Below are 15650 nucleotides of genomic sequence, written 5' to 3' on the forward strand. Positions count from 1 at the left end.
GTGTCGGCGTGCAGGTCGAGGGTGCCGCCCTGCGGGCGGGCGTCGGCGGAGGCCTCGCGTTCGAAGACGGTGACGGAGCGGCCGTGTTGCTGCAGAACTCGGGCGCAGGTGAGGCCGCCGAGGCCAGCGCCGACAATCGCGATGCGGGGACCACGAGCAGGGTTCATGGGAGTGTCCCTCGGGAGGTGGGTGAGCCGCCGGGAGGTCCGGCCTCACCAAGAAAGCACACTCACCAAATAAGTGCAACGACTCAACTTTTGTAGTTGCTTCACCCTGGGGTACGGTATGCGAGTGACCGAACCCACCGGGCGCCGCGAGCGCAAAAAGGCCAAGACCCGCCAGTCCCTGGCCGACGCCGCACTCGAGCTCTTCCTCGACCGCGGCTACGACCAGGTCGGCGTCAAAGACATCGCCGACGCCGCCGACGTCTCGGTGACCACCTTGTTCAAGCACTTCTCCGGCAAGGAAGCCCTGGTCTTCGACCAGGACGACGACCTGGAGGCGGCGCTCGTTGCCGCCGTGCGCGACCGCACCCCCGGCACGTCGATCCCACAAGCTCTGCGCGAGCACATCCTGCTGAAGCAGACCCAGTTCGCCGTGCATGCCACGGACCCGCGGTTCGCCGATTTCACGCGCATGGTGCAGGAGACCCCTGCGCTGCGCGACTACGCCCACCGCATGTGGACGCGCCACGAAACGGCCCTGGCGCGGGCCATCGCCGAGGCTGTCGGCGCCCCCGAGGATGACGTCAGCTGCGCCGCCCTGGCCCATTTCGCCCTTGAGGCCCGCGGCCTCATCCTGCGGCACGCCGAGCCGCACCGCGCCGCCGACGAGACCTTCGCATTGCTCGAACACGGCTGGGCGGCTTCCCGTCCGGGCAACTGACCCGGTCTGCGCGGAGCCCTGGTGCGCGTGGACGCGTTGCGCGCCCGCACAGGTTCAACCTGAGTAGCTGCGCTGCCACGGAAGCCACCTGAACCGGCATTCAGCCGGACAATACCTCTGAACGACACCGCCCTGGAGTGGGGCCAGAGGGTACGGACAAGAGCACCAGATCACCCCCACCACCGGCGACGAGAAGCTCGCCGGTCGCGGTTGCGGCCAGCGCGCACAACCGGGATCCGGTCAGTACGTCGTGCTCAACAGCTTGCCGGGTTTCGAAGTCCACCTCGACCAGCGACCCGGCGGGCGTTGCGATCCAGAGCACGCCTGGTCGAGAGTCGAATGCGATGTTGTGCCGCGACCAGGATTCCATCTGGTCAAGCCACTCCTGTGGGTACGGGTAGCCAGGGCTGGGGTCGCCTAGGGTTGTAGCCAGAATCCGGTGAAGCCAAGGAAACTCGAATACCGCCACCGAGTTGTCGTACGCGTTGCCCCGGATCGCCATATGACGTCCGTCTGCACTGAACAGCGGAGTCTCGTAGCCGTCGCAGTCCAGGATCAGTGCCCGGCGGAGCGGCCGCATCACAGCAGGTGCCATCCTGTGATCAACCCGTGCGAAGAGGCACCACGTGGCCTGATGGTTCCGGAAACAAGGTCAAGAAAGTCCGAGCTCTTCCATCCGCCGCCTTCGTCGCGCAACGAAGGTGAAGCCCATAGAGACTGCCCGTCGGGGCTGAAGGCCAGACTACGGTAAGTGGCTGTCGCCGGAGTCCCCCCAGTACGGAGATCCCAGTAGGGGTCCACTGCCACAGTCCCTCCTCGCTTGCCACGACGAGCAGTGGGTTGTTCGGATGCACGCCACAGTGGGTGCCTGCTCTGCCCGCTCCCATCCAATGGCGTCTCCGTAGGCGCTCGACGTGGCGCCGACGGAGCCGAGTGCGCGTAGCTGCCCCGCGCCGTACTCCCAGATGTGGACCGCTGGACGCTCGGAGTCCGAGCAGGCCACCAGCGGAAGCCGGCAAGTGTTCCCGCGAGACGCTCCAACACAAGCAGTGAGCATCCTCCTCGCCATAGGAGTTCGGTCCGAGCCCGGTCTGGCGTGCGTCGTTGGCTGGTGTGACGGCCAGACAGAGTCGCTGACGTACGCCCATGTCCGGCGTCGTTGATGTCAGCCGCGAATGTCATCCTGCGCGCCGCGGACTCCCTCGGGCGCGAGGCCAGTCCTGCTTGGGAGCTGTTCAGTCCAGGAAGTAGGACCAAAACGGGATCACGACGTACTGGTGGTCTTCCGGCGTAGGCACCGGGCGACCGAACTCGTGGTGGAAGTAGTCGACCAGATCGGCGCCGTAGCAAATGATGTCCGTCTGGTGCATCGACAGCACGGGCGTGCCCGTACGGTGCGGATCCGCCAGCAGACACCGATGCGAGTAGATCGGCACCATCACCGGGACCTTGGCCAAGTAGATGCGAGCCACTTCCAAGGCGTCCTGAGTGCCTGCCGACCGCGGTTCCCACTCCGGATGCCAGAAGCCATTGTGTTCCACGTCGAACAGCACGCCGTCGATCGGCCAAGCCAGGCGCTCCGCCAACTCTTCCGCGTCGCCGTCCCGCCAGTCGGGCCAGCTACGACCGCCGGTCGGTAGTCCGGCACCCAACAGCGTCCGGTGCTCTGGAGCGAAGCGGAACCCCCAGCGCTCCTCGACCTGGTCGAGTTCACGCTCACTCATGCCTCGCTTGATCTCGACTCGGGTAGGGAGCATGGCGAGCAACGTATGGGCGTCCTCTGAGGTCAGCGGATTCGCGGAGCTGATCGGAGTCATACGCGGAACGGTAGGACACCTGAGGGCGCCCAAGCAGTGGGATTTCGCCGTGCACTCGGCTTGGGAAGCTCAGGTACTCCAGGAGTCATTACTGAGCTGGCCTCAGGCGGAGTTCCGGTGGCGTTTGGGCTACAGCTGAAGCGTTGTTCGGCAGAGATGGAACCGCCGCCTCCATGTGCTGGGCGAGGACCCTTTCGGTGATCCCCACCGTCTCTACGACGCCCGGATCGAGCTGGCCACCTCCCCGGAAACCATCGTTCTCACCAGCCTGTTCGCCTCGCCCTACTGGCGAGACCATCCCCAACTGCCAGCCGAAGCAGCACAGCGACTCAAGTTCGCACCCCATCAGCATCCGCTGCATGAGATGGTCATCTCCACGATCGAGAAGGGGCGATGATCTCACTCCCCGCCTGTCAGTGTCGGTCGTCATCATGGGGGACATGACCAACCCCAACCTGACCACCGGCAGTATCTGGCGGCTCCACCACGGCGACCAGGAGATTGCCCGGCTGACCGTGACCGGCGCCGATATGCCCTGGACGCACGCAAAAGTCGAGACGCTTCCTGGTTTTGAAGAGTTCCGCCCCCTCTTCAGTGAGCAAGAGCGGGCTGCCGACGAGGACGACTGGGAGCGCGCCGACGCCTGCTACATCCAGATCCGCAGTGCGCTCACCCTGACGTTTCCCGACGGCGGCCCGGTCGCCGAGTTCATGCTGCACATCCACGACGACGGCACCGCCGGCTGGCGCTGGCACGACGAGCCCTTCGACGCGGTGAACCCGTGACGAGCTGGGTGCGCTGCTTCTGGGACGAGGAAGACGTCTGGTTCTACTTCGAGCTGGATGCCGATGGCTATGTGATCCGGCAAGTCGAGTTGCAAGAGCCCGGAAGCAAGGCTCTGACCGCTGCCTCGCTGGCCGAGTGGCAAGAAGCCCAAAGAGACGGTCGGTCAGCTGAATACGAGAGCGTCTACGGTCTGACCGCGGAACCACCCATCTCCGAGTGGGAAGGGCACGACCCGCAGTCGTTGTCGGCCGATGAGTTCGAGATCGTTTGGTCGACCGCCCGCAGTGAGCTTCAGGATCGTCAGCGGTGCCCCTCTTCCTGAGCACGTCCATTACTGCGGCTTTCGACCAGGGAACTGCCATCTTCGATGCGAAACCGGCCGTCAAGCGTCTCGCCAACCTGACAAGGTCCTGCTCAGGTGGCATCGCCCTCGCCGTGATCCATGAGACGCGCCAACCGCACCACCCACGCGTCTTCGCGACGCCTCATCGCTGCCCCCAGTAAGTCGCAGTTGAAGCTGTCACCCCGCAGGTCAACGGCCTCGCCCCGGCAAGATCTAATGAGACGGGACAGCCGTTGTCGGAGGTGGGGGTTAGGGTGCGTTGCCGTGGACGCTGCTGATCTTGACTACCGAGTCCGGACGTTGTCCGGCTGCATTCCGCCGCTGCTGGTCTCGCGGCTTCTTGAGCTCGGCCATGCGGTGGAGGTGGAGTTCCAGGCCGGGCGTGGGGAGTGGTTCTGCGCGCGGGAGTGGGCACGCCTGCTCGGCGGGCAGGGCCGACAGTCAGAGGCGCTGGAAGTGCTCGCTCCCTATGTCGCGACGGGCTGGTGGCCGGCCACCCGGGCCGAGGCGGAGTTGCTGGAGGGCTGGGGCGGGTGGAGGAGGCGATCGAGCGGGCCCGGCCGTACGCGCAGGCGGGAGACCGGCTGGCACTGGAGTTCTTCGCACGTCTGCTGGCCCGCCACAACCGTGGCGGCGAAGCGTTCACCCTGCTGAGAGCCGGGATCGACGACTGGTTCCTCGCCAACTGTCTAGTCGACATCGCAGAAGGCGCGGGCCTGGATGAGGAGGCGGCGGCGTTGCTGGAGGGCCGGGTCGAGGCGGTCCCCGCGTGCGGCGATCCCAACTGCGACAACCGGCGGACCGAGCCGTCCAACGCCATCGGACTGCTGGCCGCGATCCGCGAGCGCCAGGGCCGCGTCGAGAACGCGATCGCCCTACTGCACACCCGCAACATCACCTCTGTCAACGGCCGTGACCAGTTGGCCGACCTGCTGGCGAGGCACGACCGGATCGAGGAACTGCGCGCCTACGCGGCGGCCGAGTATCACGGGCACGCCGCGCGGCGCCTTGCCGAGGTGCTGGAGGAGCGCGGTGACGTGGAAGGCGCGATCGACGTGTGCCGGCCGCCGGGCGACTCTCCAGCCCGCCGGTACAACGGTGGCGTGCTCCTGTCCGAGCTCCTGGCCCGGCACGGGCGGGGCGACGAGGCGATTCAGGTGATACGCACACTCGCGGAATCACCCGGCGGCGGGGAGGACTGGATAGTCAACACACTGTGCACCCTGTACGCCGACCACGGCCGCGCCCACGACGGCCTGGCCTACCTCGATGCCCTCAAGGCGCGCCGCGACAGTGAGGAGGAGTGGGACTTCTTCAGGATGAGGCTTCCGCTCATGGCCGATTGCGGCCTGCTCGACGAAGCAATCGAGCAGGCGCGGACGCATCCCGAGGGCGACACCTGGTACGCGGCCTGGAGCATTTCCGATCTGCTGGCAGAGGCCGGCCGCACGGAGGAAGCCGTCGCCGTCCTCGAACAGCACCTGCCCTCCAACAGTCACCTCCTCGCCCGGCACCTCATCGACCTCGGCCGCATCAAGGACGCCGTAGGAATCCTTCAAGAGCCGAAGACCAAACCGGCTGAAACCATCTGGGCTGGCACATTCCCCACCGAACCCCCGTTCTGACACTGCCGACTCCAGGCCACACCGCCGCTGAGAAGCCACGGTCAAACTTCGCCGAGACGGGTCAGTAACGGGCCCGCTCCCCGCCCTGGGGCTGGGTGTCCTTTGTCATCCAATCGAGGCGTTTGACAGCGAACCCAGCCGTTTCGCTCCACAGGGTGTCGGCCAGGGTGGCGGGGTCGGTGTGCTCGTCGCCGGGAGCGATGGCGCCGGGGATGATCAGCTGGGCGACGTGCACGCCGTCGGCGGCGAGGCTGTCGTGCAGCATGCGGGCGTAGGCGCTCTCGGCGGCGAACGCGATGGAGGTGCCGGCCCGTTCGGGGTGCGGGCGCACCGCGCTGCCGCCGTTGACGAAGAGGATGGTTCCGCGGCCGGCCTGCCGCATGTCCGGCAGGACCTGCTCGACGGCCGTCATGGGCCCGAACAGGGAGAAGGCCAGAGGGCCTTGCAGATCCTCGGGGCGCGTGCGCTGGACGGGCTTCATGAAGTCCTTGTGCGGGACGGGGCTGTACTGGAGCACTTCGATGGGGCCGAGGGTGGTGGTGGCCGTGTCCAGAGCCGCGCTCAGGGCTTTCGCGTCGCGTACGTCGGCGGCGAAGCCCTTCGCGGTGATGTTGTCCTGCTGCAGGTCGGCGGCCAACGCGTCGAGGTGTTCGGGGCTGCGGGAGATGAGCGCGATGTCGAAGCCTTCGCGGCCGAAGCGGCGGGCGACGGCAGCGCCCAGTCCGGGTCCGGCGCCGATGAGAGCGAGGGTGGTCATGAAAGGCGTCTCCGGTTTCGGGAGGGGGCGGGTGGCGGGTGTGGAGTCAGGTCTGCGGGGTCAGGCGCAGGGTGGTGGCGCGGGCCTGTTCGGCGGTCATGGGTTCGACGTAGCCGGTGTAGCGGCCGTACTTGGCGCGGTAGGCGCCGTCCACGCGGGCGTTGGCGGCGGGGTCGGTGACCGGGGTGAAGGAGACGTCGGCATCGATTCCGCCGGCGCTGATGTGTCCGGTGCCGGTGGTGCGCGCCGTCTTCCACCAGGCGCCGTCGGTGCCGTGCCAGGAGCGGACGAACACCTGATCGCCGTCGGTGACGACCCAGATGGTGGTCGGCTTGCGCAGCGAGCCGTCGCTGCGGCGGGGAGCGATGTGCAGTTCGTCGGCGGCGGCGAGGTGCTCCAGTGCGTGCGGGGTCCAGGTGGTCACGGGGTGGTCTCCTTCGCTGTGCGGGGCTGGGCGGGGTGCGGCAGGGATCCCTTGGCTTCTGCGGTTCGGGCGGCGGGAGCCGGGGCGGGGCCCATCGGGTGATCCGCGGCAGGGCGCAGGAAGCAGGCCGCGATGCCCGCGGCGCCGACGATGGCGGCGGCCAGCAGCAGGCTGGTGCGCACGCCGGTCAGCATGTGGCTCTGGCTGGCCAGCAGCGCGCCGAAGACTGCGACGGCCAGGGCGCCGCCGAGCTGGCGGGAGGTGTTGAACACGCCGCTGGCCGTGCCGGTCTGCTGCGGGGGCACGCTGTTGACGAGCAGGGCGGTGGTGGGCGGCATGGCCAGCGGACCGCCCAGGCCGACCGGGAGCATCAGCGCCGCCAGCGCCCAGGTCGGCGTGGCCTCGGGCACCAGAGCCAGCGTGATCAGCCCGGCCGCCATCAGCAGCAGACCGCAGCTGATCGGCACGCGGGGGCCGAAGCGTTCGGCGGCCCGCGCGGAGAGCGGGTTGATGAACGCCGATAGCACCGTCATCGGCACGAACGCCGCTCCGGTGGCCAGCGGTGACAGGCCCCGCTGCTGCTGCAGGTAGAGGCTGAAGAGGAACACCATGCCGTAGAAGCCGGCCATGAACGCGAACCCGGCCGCGCAGGAGATCACCACGGTGCGGTGGCACAGCAGCGGCAGGGGAACCATCGGGGCCTGGCCGCGGGCCTGCGCGCGCAGGAACACGGCGGCGGCCACCAGGGTGATAAGGGCCGCGCCCCAGACGATGGGGGCGGTGAAGCCTCGTTCGCCGGCCTCGATCGCGCCGAACGTCAGTGCGCCCATGGCGAGGACCGCGGTGACCTGCCCGGTCGCATCGAAGGGGGCCGGGCGGTGCGGGGACCGGTCGGTGCGCGCGAGGAGCAGCAGTGCGACCAGGCCGATCGGCAGGTTGATGAAGAAGATCATCCGCCAGCTGATCAGGCTGGCCGCGCCGCCGGCGACGGGGCCCGCCGCTGAGGCGACGGCGCCTCCCACCGCCCACAGGGCGACCGCCCGTGCGCGCTTGACGGGGTCGGTGTACGCCTCGCGGATCAGTGCCAGGCTGGTGGGCATCATGGCGGCGGCACCGGCGCCTTGCACGATGCGGGCGGCAATCAGCACCGGGAGGGTGGGTGCCAGGCCGCAGGCGATGGAGGCGGCGATGAACACGGCCAGTCCCAGGCCGAAGGCGCGGCAGGCGCCGATGCGGTCCGACAGGGAGCCGGCCGACAGCAGCAGCGCTGCGAACATCAGGGTGTAGCCGTCCAGGACCCACTGCAGGCCCGTGATGCCGCCTCCCAGGTCGCTGCGGATCGCGGGCAGGGCGACGTTGACGACCAGCGCGTCGAGCGTGATCACGAAGAAGCCCAGCAGGGCTGCGGCCAGCGCCGCCGCTGGGTGCCCGCGCCGCTCGGGCGCGCTGAGACCGCCGCTGCGGGAGGGGGAAGCAGGCAGGGACATGGGGTGCAGCTCCAGGAGCAGGTGAAGGGCAGCCGTACCGGGGTGGGCCGGGACCGGCCGGGGCCCGGGCTTGATGCGCGGGCCGCCTCCGGTGGGTGGTCGTTTCCAGGAAACCGCCGCCCGGGTGCGCGGGGAAGGCACCGTCGTGCCAGGTACTGGCAGTGCCTCCCAGGCGCCCTGCGGGTGCGAGCGCAGGAACCTTCGAGGCCCCGTGCGGTTTCAGTGGGCTGTGAAGCCGCCGTCGACGGGCAGGGCGACGCCGATGACGAACGTGGCAGCGGGGCTGCACAGCCACAGCACGGCGTTGGCGATCTCCTCGGCGGTGCCCAGGCGGCCGATCGGCTGCTGCTTCAAGATCTCGGCCATGGCCTCGGCCTGGCCTTCGAGCATGCCGGCGACCATGGGCGTGTCGATCGTGCCCGGGCACACGGCGTTGATGCGAATGCCCCGGGCGGCGTACTCCACGGCCGCGCTGCGGGTCAGCCCGATCACACCGTGCTTGGAGGCGTGGTAGGCGGCGCGTTCGGGCAGACCGACCAGGCCGCCCAGGGAGGAGCAGTTGACGATCGCGCCTGAGCCCTGGGTGCGCATCTGGCGTAGTTCGTGCTTCTGGCACGTCCAGATGCCGCGCAGGTTGACCGCGTTGACGCGGTCGAAGTCCTCCGCCCGCTCCTCGGCGGCGTCGGTCGGCGGGACCTGGATGCCGGCGTTGTTGAACGCCATGTCCAGGCGTCCGAAGGTCTGCACCGCGCGCTCGACCATGGCCTGGGCCTGGTCCTCGTCCGCGACGTCGCAGCCGACCCCGAGGGTCTGATGGCCGTCGTCGGTGAGGCTCTTCGCCGCTGCCTCGGCAGCCGGGCGGTCGAGGTCGGCCAGGACGACGGCCGCGCCGGCGTGGGCCAGGGCGCGGGCGGTGGCCAGGCCCATACCAGAGGCGGCGCCGGTGACCAGCGCGACCTGCCCGGTGAAGTCGTAGGTGGGGTTCATGGTGTTCTCCTCGCCCCGGGGCGTACGTTGCGAGGAGGCGGGCCGGGCCGAAGTGCGCCGGCCCGGCCTCTCTTCTGCCGCATAGGCCCCGGGGGCGTCGTTCACGGATGATGGTTACGGGCGGGGCGGGAATTCAAGGACGAGGCGCCCTCGCACGCCGCCCTGTTCCAGCCGTCGGTGGGCTTCAGCCGCCTTCTCAGCGGGGAAGGTGGCGGCGACACGCAGGTCGAGCACACCCTTCTCGACCTGTTCCCGCAGGGCCCCGATGGCGGCGTGGTCTGTGACGTGGTCGCGGACGTTAACCGGGTGCACGGTGATGCCGCGCCCGGGGGCTCCGTCCCAGAATCGCAGCACCGCCATGGCGCCCCCGTCGCGCAGCGCCGCAGTGACGGCCTCGTGCAGCATCGCCGTATCGACCACGCCGTCCACGCCGTCGGGCACCAGCTCGCGGACCTGCTCGGTGACCGGGCTGTCGCGGCCGACGACGTGCTGCGCGCCGAAGCCGCGCACCAGCTGCTCGTCGGCGCGGGAGGCCACCGCGAGGGGGATGAGCCCTGCGGCTGCGGCAAGCTGCACGGTGTAGCCGCCGACCGCGCCGGCGGCGCCGGTCACCAGCACCGTCGCACCGGCCGGCAGGGCCAGCGCGTCAAGGGCGCAGCGGGCGGTCAGTGCGTTCATCAGGAACGACGCCGCCTGCGGATACCCGGTTCGGGCGGGCGTGGCGGTGACCGAGGCGGCCGGGACCACCACGAAGGAGCTGTAGCCGCCGTGACGGCCGTGGTTGTCGACCACGGCGACGACGTCGTCGCCCACCTGCAGGCCGAAGCCGTCCGGCAGGCCGGGCCCCACCTCGTCGAGCGTCCCGGCGATGTCCATGCCCGGCACGAACGGCGGCTCGACATTGCTGTACGAGTCGGCGAGTGAGCCGTCGCGCAGCATCACGTCGGCCGGGTTCACCGCGGCAGCACGCACCCGGATACGCACCTGGCCCGCCGCGGCATGCGGCTCCTCCACCTCCAGCGGCTGCAGTACCTCGGGAGGGCCGTAGGAGGTCAGACCGATTGCCAACACGAAACAACATCTCCCCTTCACGCGGAAAGGTGCGGTGGTTGCTGCGGTGGCGCTGGTGCGGCAGTCACGCCTGACGGCCGCACCAGCGTCCCGGCAGTGCTACGGGTCAGGGCTTGAGCAGGGTCTTGATGGCGCGGCGCTCGTCCATCGCCTTGTAGCCCTCGGCCACCTGGTCCAGGGGCAGTTCCAGGTCGAAGACCTTGCCCGGGTTGATGCGTCCGGCCAGCACCAGGTCGATCAGGTGGGGAAGGTAGTCGCGGACGGGGGCCGGGCCGCCGCGCAGGCCGACGTGGGAGTAGAACAGCTGCTCGCCGTCGAGGGAGACGCCGTGCGGGACGCCGACGAAGCCGACGTTGCCGCCGGGGCGGGTGGAGTTGAGGGCCTGCTGCATCGACTGCTCGTTGCCCACGCACTCCAGGACCCGGTCGGCGCCGATGCCGCCGGTCATCTCCTTGATGCGGGCGATGCCCTCCTCGCCGCGTTCGGCGACGATGTCTGTCGCGCCGAACTCTCGGGCCAGCTTCTGGCGGGACTCGTGCCTGGACATGGCGATGATCCGCTCCGCGCCGAGTTCCTTGGCGGCGATGATGGCGCACAGGCCGACCGCACCGTCACCGACGACCGCGACGGTGTCGCCGGGGCGGACCTCGGCGGCCTTGGCCGCGTACCAGCCGGTGCCCATCACATCGGAGCAGGCCAGCAGGCTGGGGATGTACTTCTCGTCGGGTACCTCGGGGGTGGCGACCAGGGTGCCGTCGGCGAGCGGGATGCGGATCTTCTCGGCCTGGCAGCCGCCGGCGCCGACGAACTCACGGTGCAGGCAGTTGGTCTGGTAGCCGTTGCGGCAGTTCGGGCAGGTGTTGTCGGAGGCGAAGAAGGAGCCGACGACGAACTGGCCCGGCTTGATGTTCTTCACCCCGTCACCGACTTCCTCGACGATGCCGACGTACTCGTGCCCGAACGGGGTGGGCTGCTCGACCGGGTTGATGCCGCGGTAGTCCCACAGGTCCGACCCGCACACGCAGGTCGCTGTCGTGCGGATGACCGCATCGGTGGGCTCGATGATCTTCGGGTCGTCGCGCTCCTCGAAGCGGACGTCGCCCGGGGCGTGGAGAATCGCTCCGCGCATGATGGTGCTGCCTTTCTCAGTCGGAACGGACGTGCCGGCCCCCTACGAAGGGGCCGGGGCGTCATGTAGTGGGGGCCGGTGTCAGAGGTCGACGACGGCCAGGGCCGCCTTGTACTGCTCGTCGGTGACCGGCTCCAGCCAGGTCGTACCGTCGCCGCGCTCGCCCCGACGAGCATGCCGACGTGCGCCATGAGAGGTCACTCCGCGGGCGGGCCGGCCTGTCCGCGGTCCGGAAGACGTCGCGCACCGCGCGGCGCACGGTCCGGGCCGACGCGTCAGTGAACGTCACCTCGGCGTCAACGCCGTCGGCGCGGATGCGTCCGGCTCGGTGCGTCATGGCCGGCCCGTGCCAGCGCGAGGTAGCGCTCGTCCGGCGTCACTTGCCGCTGTAGACAGGGAAGGCGCTGTGCTCGCCATAGTCCACGTCGCGCAGGTCTCGCAGGATGTTCATGTCAGCGCCGGAGATCTCGAAGTCGACCTCGGCGTTGGACCTCATGTGCTCGGGGTTCGCCGTCTTGGGCAGCGACACCGTGCCCAGCTGCAGGGTGTAGCGGATGCACAGCTGGGGGACGGACACGCCGTACTTCTCTGCCATCGCCTGGACCTCGGCGTTCTTCAGGATCGCGCCGTGGGCGATCGGCGAGTACGCCTCGACGAGGATCTGCTTGCTCTCGCAGTAGGCCAGGAGGTCGGAGGGGGTGTTGCCGGCGTGCACGAGCAGCTGGTTCACATGCGGGACGACGGTCGCGCCCTGCAGGATGTTCTCCAGGTCGTGCTGCTGGAAGTTGGAGACGCCGATGGAACGGATCTTGCCGGCCTGGTGGGCGTCCTCCAGGGCACGCCATGCCTCGCGGTTGCCCTGAGCGTAGTCGCCGCCGCGGAAGTCGTCCCACGGCTGCGGGCTGTGGATCAGCATCAGGTCGATGCGGTCCAGGCCAAGCTTGTCAAGAGAGCCGTCGATCGCGGCCAGCGCCTGGTCGTAGTCCTTGATCTCCGCAGCGAGCTTTGTCGAGACGAACAGCTCGTCGCGGGGCACTCCCGATGTGCGCACGCCCTCGCCGACGCCGCGCTCGTTGCCGTATGCCTGGGCGGTGTCGATGTTGCGGTAGCCGATCTCCACGGCCGCGCGGACCGCGTCGGCCGCCTTGTCGTCGTCGATGAACCAGGTGCCGAGCCCCAGCTTGGGAATCTCGATGCCGCCTGCCAGCGTGTAGGTCTCGTCCAGGATGGTCATGCGTTCGCTCCGTTCTTCGGCAGCTGCCCGTACACCTCATCGGTGACCGGCTCGAGCCATTCGTTGCTGACGTCCTCGCCCGGCGTGATGAAGGCGACGTGGGAGAACCACGAGTCGGCCTTCGCGCCGTGCCAGTGCTTGGTGCCCGCCGGGACGCGAACCACCGTTCCCGGCTCCATGCTGACGGGTTCCTCGCCCTCGGCCTGGTACCAGCCGCTGCCCGCCGTGCACATCAGAATCTGGTCTCCGCCGCCGGCCGTGCCGTGGTGGATGTGCCAGTTGTTGCGGCAGCCCGGTTCGAAGGAGACGTTGCTGACGGGGACGCTCCCCGAGGCGAGCGGAGCCAGGTAGCTCTGGCCGATGAAGTACTGCGCGAAGGCGTCGTTCTTCTCCCCGAGGGGGAAAATCTGATCAAATTCGTTGACAGCCATCTCGTTCTTTCCTTTGATTCGATCCGTCCCGATGACCGTGCGGGGCATCGTTGCGCTGCATGCGCCGTGATCAGGCGGAACGCTCGTCCGCGATCTTCTTCAGCTGGGTGATCGCGGTCATGGCGTTGGGCCATCCGGCGTAGAAGGCCAGGTGCGTGATCGCCTCGGACAGCTCCTCCACCGCGAGTCCGTTGTCCAGCGCCACGCCCAGGTGATAGGGCAGCTGCTCGCTGCGGTACAGCGCGGCCAGCACGCTGACCGTGACCAGGCTGCGGTCCCGCGGGGCGAGCCCCGGGCGCTCCCACACATCCTTGAAGAGGACTTCGTTGGTGACCTCGACCAGCTTCGGCGCGATACCGGCCAGTTCCTGAGGCGCGGACTGCTGTGCCATAAGGCGACTCCCTGCAAAGGTGTGAACACGAGGACGCGGCGTTGCTCACAGTCGGCCAGAAGAGGCCGGCTGGCATCCGCCGGAGGGGTTCTTCCCGCCTCGCGGACGCGGACCGCATCCGCTGCCACCATCGAGGAAACGGCAGCTCACAGCCTCACGGAAGGCACTGCTGTTACAGGTACTGACAGGACACCCCAGGGCTCTTCCACCCGGCCTAGCCTGGACGGCATGGACACCGCCCACGAGATCCGAGAGTTCCTCGCCACTCGCCGCGCGAAGATCACCCCGCAGCAGGCCGGGCTGCCGGCCTTCGGCGGCGCGAACCGCAGAGTGCCCGGGCTGCGCCGCGAGGAAGTCGCCATGCTCGCCGGTGTCAGCATCGACTACTACGCCCGCCTGGAGCGAGGCCAGCTCGCCGGCGCCTCCGAGGAGGTCCTCGACGCCCTCAGCCGCGCCCTCCAGCTCGACGAGGCCGAACGCGCCCACCTGCACGATCTGGCCGCCGCCCAGCGTCACCGCCCGCCGCGCCGCGCCGCCCGCAAGGCCAAGACGCCCGTCTCGGCCAGCCTCACCCGCGTTCTGGTCTCTATGACCGACGCCCCGGCCTTCATCCGCAACGGCCGCCTCGACATCCTCGCCGTCAACCCGCTCGGGCGGGCCCTCTACGCCCCCCTGTTCACCGGCTCGGCCCGCCCAGTCAACATCGCCCGCTTCCAGTTCCTCGACCCCACCAGCCGCGACTTCTTCCCCGACTGGAACGCCTCCGTCAACACCACCGTCTCCCTGCTGCGCACCGAAACCGGCCGAGCCCCGGGCGATGCCGAACTGACCGGACTGATCGGCGAACTCGTCACCCGCAGCGACGAGTTCCGTGCGGCCTGGGCCAAACACAACGTGCGCCTGCACCACACCGGCCGCAAGCTCTTCCGCCACCCGGCCATCGGCGAGATCACCCTCGACTTCGACGCCATGGAACTGCCCGCCCACCCCGGCCTCACGCTGACCGTCTACAGCGCCGAACCAGGCACACCCGACTATGACGCGCTACGCCTGCTCGCCTCCTGGGCCGCCACCAGCCCGGACGAAACCCACCAGGACGCCTCCCACCCCTGACCAGACCCTCGCGAACGCGTTTCGGCCCAGCCCGTCTCAGCCGGCATCGGCGCGCGCGGAGAGAGCATGCTGTGCATCCGCCCAGTCGGCCAACTGCCGTACGCCCTCCGCCGACGCACTGCCCGGATCCGGCGTCAGCACCGACAGCATCAGATCCGGCCGCCCCGGCAGCGTCAACGTCTCAAACGGCAGGCTCAGCCGCCCCACCGCAGGATGCTCGTACTCCTTCACCCCGCTCCAGTGCAGCCGCACGTCGTGATCGCGCCAGCATCGGGCGCACGGCTCACTGGCCGCCGACAGCTCCTGGACCAGGTCCTTCATTCCCTGGTCATCGGGCATCATCCCGGCCCCCATCCGCAGCAGCGCGACTGTGTTACGGATCGACGTCTCCCAGTCGTAGAAGAACGAGCGCGCCGCCGGATCGAGAAACTTGAACCGCGCGATGTTCACCGGCCCCGACGACGCCTCCACAAAAAGCGGTGCGTACAGGGCGTAGCCGAGATGATTCGTCGCCACCAGGTCCAACCGTCGGTTCCACACGAACGCCGGCACCGCTGTCAGCGCGTCCAGCACCCGCTGGACCCCCTCCGGCAAACCCTCTTCCCTCGCCTCGAGTCACCCGCCGCGGCTCGCGCGAGCAAGATCAAAGAGGTGGGACCGCTCCGCTGCATCGAGTTGCAGTGCATCGGCCGCTGCATCCAGCACAGAATCCGACGCTCCCGCCACGTGACCGCGCTCCAGGCGCACGTAGTAGTCGACGCTCACGCCGGCCAGCAGAGCGACCTCCTCCCTGCGCAATCCCGGAACCCTGCGATGGGCTCCCAGCGCGGGCAACCCCACCTGCCGCGGCGGCACCCGGCCACGCCGCGACACCAAAAAGTCCCTTATCTCCCGCTGTCTGTCCACCACACCACACTAGGCACCACGGGCCCCCACCGCCGCACATGCACCTCACAGACACGATCGAGTCGGATACCGATCGATCTTCAGCAATCGCACCCTCATGCTGAAGCGGCTCACAAACAGGATCTTTGTCATCCAAGGTAGTCGTCGCAGGTCACCGTGTCGCCGACGACTAGTACTCCAGCCGTAGTTCGGTATTTGGGCTGGTCAGCGGCCTGGTGGCGTGGAGTGTGGCGGGGCGCCGGGTGGGCGGGACGGACTTCCCCA

The 15650-nt window shown here is 68.9% G+C and carries 20 protein-coding genes and 1 pseudogene; 6 read left to right on the top strand and 15 right to left on the bottom strand.

Annotated elements, in window-relative coordinates; all coding sequences use genetic code 11:
* Positions 1 to 167: FAD-dependent oxidoreductase (locus ACWEN3_RS24155; RefSeq protein ID WP_452974672.1), on the bottom strand; the 167-nt coding region annotated here is incomplete at its 3' end.
* Positions 168 to 291: 124 nt separating this feature from the next.
* Between ACWEN3_RS24155 and ACWEN3_RS24160 the strand changes: the two genes are divergently transcribed.
* A complete protein-coding gene (locus ACWEN3_RS24160; protein ID WP_452974622.1) occupies positions 292 to 885 on the top strand; it encodes a TetR/AcrR family transcriptional regulator in 594 nt (197 codons plus the stop codon).
* Between the two features lie 100 nt (positions 886 to 985).
* On the opposite strand, the gene ACWEN3_RS24165 is transcribed toward ACWEN3_RS24160, so the two are convergent.
* Together ACWEN3_RS24165 and ACWEN3_RS24170 are read right to left on the bottom strand one after the other, a co-directional pair.
* Positions 986 to 1480, bottom strand: a complete 495-nt coding sequence (locus ACWEN3_RS24165) for a hypothetical protein (protein WP_452974625.1) — start codon at positions 1478 to 1480, stop codon at positions 986 to 988.
* A 640-nt stretch (positions 1481 to 2120) separates the two neighbouring features.
* Positions 2121 to 2702 (bottom strand): hypothetical protein, encoded by a 582-nt coding sequence (locus ACWEN3_RS24170; protein WP_452974628.1) that lies wholly within the window; start codon positions 2700 to 2702, stop codon positions 2121 to 2123.
* Positions 2703 to 2877: 175 nt separating this feature from the next.
* On the opposite strand from ACWEN3_RS24170, the gene ACWEN3_RS24175 reads away from it, so the two are divergent.
* From ACWEN3_RS24175 to ACWEN3_RS24190, 4 genes are all read left to right on the top strand, one after another.
* Entirely contained in the window at positions 2878 to 3099 is a 222-nt protein-coding gene (locus tag ACWEN3_RS24175; RefSeq protein WP_452974631.1) for a hypothetical protein, read from the top strand.
* A gap of 43 nt (positions 3100 to 3142) precedes the next feature.
* Positions 3143 to 3487, top strand: coding sequence for a hypothetical protein (locus ACWEN3_RS24180; RefSeq protein ID WP_452974634.1), 345 nt, complete (start codon positions 3143 to 3145; stop codon positions 3485 to 3487).
* Positions 3484 to 3810: a hypothetical protein gene (locus ACWEN3_RS24185; RefSeq protein WP_452974637.1), complete on the top strand. Its 327-nt coding sequence runs from the start codon at positions 3484 to 3486 to the stop codon at positions 3808 to 3810. Before ACWEN3_RS24180 ends, ACWEN3_RS24185 begins: the two co-directional genes overlap by 4 nt.
* 554 nt (positions 3811 to 4364) lie before the next feature.
* Positions 4365 to 5456 (top strand): tetratricopeptide repeat protein, encoded by a 1092-nt coding sequence (locus tag ACWEN3_RS24190; protein WP_452974639.1) that lies wholly within the window; start codon positions 4365 to 4367, stop codon positions 5454 to 5456.
* A 61-nt stretch (positions 5457 to 5517) separates the two neighbouring features.
* Here ACWEN3_RS24190 and ACWEN3_RS24195 read toward each other — a convergent pair whose 3' ends face one another.
* From ACWEN3_RS24195 to ACWEN3_RS24240, 10 genes and pseudogenes are all read right to left on the bottom strand, one after another.
* Complete coding sequence (locus tag ACWEN3_RS24195) at positions 5518 to 6213, bottom strand: SDR family NAD(P)-dependent oxidoreductase (protein ID WP_452974642.1); 696 nt, start codon at positions 6211 to 6213, stop codon at positions 5518 to 5520.
* Positions 6214 to 6259: 46 nt separating this feature from the next.
* Positions 6260 to 6637, bottom strand: coding sequence for a DUF2255 family protein (locus ACWEN3_RS24200; protein ID WP_452974644.1), 378 nt, complete (start codon positions 6635 to 6637; stop codon positions 6260 to 6262).
* Positions 6634 to 8124 (bottom strand): MFS transporter, encoded by a 1491-nt coding sequence (locus ACWEN3_RS24205; RefSeq protein ID WP_452974647.1) that lies wholly within the window; start codon positions 8122 to 8124, stop codon positions 6634 to 6636. Before ACWEN3_RS24205 ends, ACWEN3_RS24200 begins: the two co-directional genes overlap by 4 nt.
* 219 nt (positions 8125 to 8343) lie before the next feature.
* Entirely contained in the window at positions 8344 to 9111 is a 768-nt protein-coding gene (locus ACWEN3_RS24210; protein WP_452974649.1) for a glucose 1-dehydrogenase, read from the bottom strand.
* A gap of 114 nt (positions 9112 to 9225) precedes the next feature.
* The gene (locus ACWEN3_RS24215; protein WP_452974652.1) at positions 9226 to 10182 is read right to left on the bottom strand and encodes an NADP-dependent oxidoreductase; all 957 of its coding nucleotides are present in this window, start codon (positions 10180 to 10182) and stop codon (positions 9226 to 9228) included.
* 106 nt (positions 10183 to 10288) lie between these two features.
* On the bottom strand, positions 10289 to 11311 hold the full coding sequence (locus ACWEN3_RS24220; RefSeq protein ID WP_452974655.1) for a zinc-dependent alcohol dehydrogenase family protein: 1023 nt from the start codon (positions 11309 to 11311) through the stop codon (positions 10289 to 10291).
* Between the two features lie 238 nt (positions 11312 to 11549).
* Positions 11550 to 11663: pseudogene (locus tag ACWEN3_RS24225) on the bottom strand (hypothetical protein); the annotation flags it as partial.
* A gap of 24 nt (positions 11664 to 11687) precedes the next feature.
* A complete protein-coding gene (locus ACWEN3_RS24230; RefSeq protein ID WP_452974658.1) occupies positions 11688 to 12545 on the bottom strand; it encodes an aldo/keto reductase in 858 nt (285 codons plus the stop codon).
* On the bottom strand, positions 12542 to 12976 hold the full coding sequence (locus ACWEN3_RS24235) for a cupin domain-containing protein (RefSeq protein ID WP_452974675.1): 435 nt from the start codon (positions 12974 to 12976) through the stop codon (positions 12542 to 12544). The genes ACWEN3_RS24230 and ACWEN3_RS24235 overlap by 4 nt, the downstream gene beginning before the upstream one ends.
* A 70-nt stretch (positions 12977 to 13046) precedes the next feature.
* The gene (locus ACWEN3_RS24240) at positions 13047 to 13367 is read right to left on the bottom strand and encodes a carboxymuconolactone decarboxylase family protein (protein ID WP_452974661.1); all 321 of its coding nucleotides are present in this window, start codon (positions 13365 to 13367) and stop codon (positions 13047 to 13049) included.
* A gap of 228 nt (positions 13368 to 13595) precedes the next feature.
* On the opposite strand from ACWEN3_RS24240, the gene ACWEN3_RS24245 reads away from it, so the two are divergent.
* Positions 13596 to 14480, top strand: a complete 885-nt coding sequence (locus ACWEN3_RS24245; protein WP_452974664.1) for a helix-turn-helix transcriptional regulator — start codon at positions 13596 to 13598, stop codon at positions 14478 to 14480.
* A 36-nt stretch (positions 14481 to 14516) separates the two neighbouring features.
* Here ACWEN3_RS24245 and ACWEN3_RS24250 read toward each other — a convergent pair whose 3' ends face one another.
* Complete coding sequence (locus ACWEN3_RS24250) at positions 14517 to 15053, bottom strand: MmyB family transcriptional regulator (RefSeq protein ID WP_452974667.1); 537 nt, start codon at positions 15051 to 15053, stop codon at positions 14517 to 14519.
* Between the two features lie 42 nt (positions 15054 to 15095).
* Positions 15096 to 15245, bottom strand: coding sequence for a hypothetical protein (locus tag ACWEN3_RS24255; protein WP_452974670.1), 150 nt, complete (start codon positions 15243 to 15245; stop codon positions 15096 to 15098).
* Positions 15246 to 15650 lie beyond the last annotated feature (405 nt).

The organism is Streptomyces sp. NPDC004561 (assembly GCF_053602155.1).

Coding starts and splice junctions, on each gene's coding strand:
- ACWEN3_RS24180 (WP_452974634.1), top strand. CDS start 3,143: ATGACCAACCCCAACCTGACCACCGGCAGTATCTGGCGGCTCCACCAC.
- ACWEN3_RS24205 (WP_452974647.1), bottom strand. CDS start 8,124: ATGTCCCTGCCTGCTTCCCCCTCCCGCAGCGGCGGTCTCAGCGCGCCC.
- ACWEN3_RS24245 (WP_452974664.1), top strand. CDS start 13,596: ATGGACACCGCCCACGAGATCCGAGAGTTCCTCGCCACTCGCCGCGCG.
- ACWEN3_RS24240 (WP_452974661.1), bottom strand. CDS start 13,367: ATGGCACAGCAGTCCGCGCCTCAGGAACTGGCCGGTATCGCGCCGAAG.
- ACWEN3_RS24195 (WP_452974642.1), bottom strand. CDS start 6,213: ATGACCACCCTCGCTCTCATCGGCGCCGGACCCGGACTGGGCGCTGCC.
- ACWEN3_RS24170 (WP_452974628.1), bottom strand. CDS start 2,702: ATGACTCCGATCAGCTCCGCGAATCCGCTGACCTCAGAGGACGCCCAT.
- ACWEN3_RS24210 (WP_452974649.1), bottom strand. CDS start 9,111: ATGAACCCCACCTACGACTTCACCGGGCAGGTCGCGCTGGTCACCGGC.
- ACWEN3_RS24220 (WP_452974655.1), bottom strand. CDS start 11,311: ATGCGCGGAGCGATTCTCCACGCCCCGGGCGACGTCCGCTTCGAGGAG.
- ACWEN3_RS24230 (WP_452974658.1), bottom strand. CDS start 12,545: ATGACCATCCTGGACGAGACCTACACGCTGGCAGGCGGCATCGAGATT.
- ACWEN3_RS24235 (WP_452974675.1), bottom strand. CDS start 12,976: ATGGCTGTCAACGAATTTGATCAGATTTTCCCCCTCGGGGAGAAGAAC.
- ACWEN3_RS24165 (WP_452974625.1), bottom strand. CDS start 1,480: ATGGCACCTGCTGTGATGCGGCCGCTCCGCCGGGCACTGATCCTGGAC.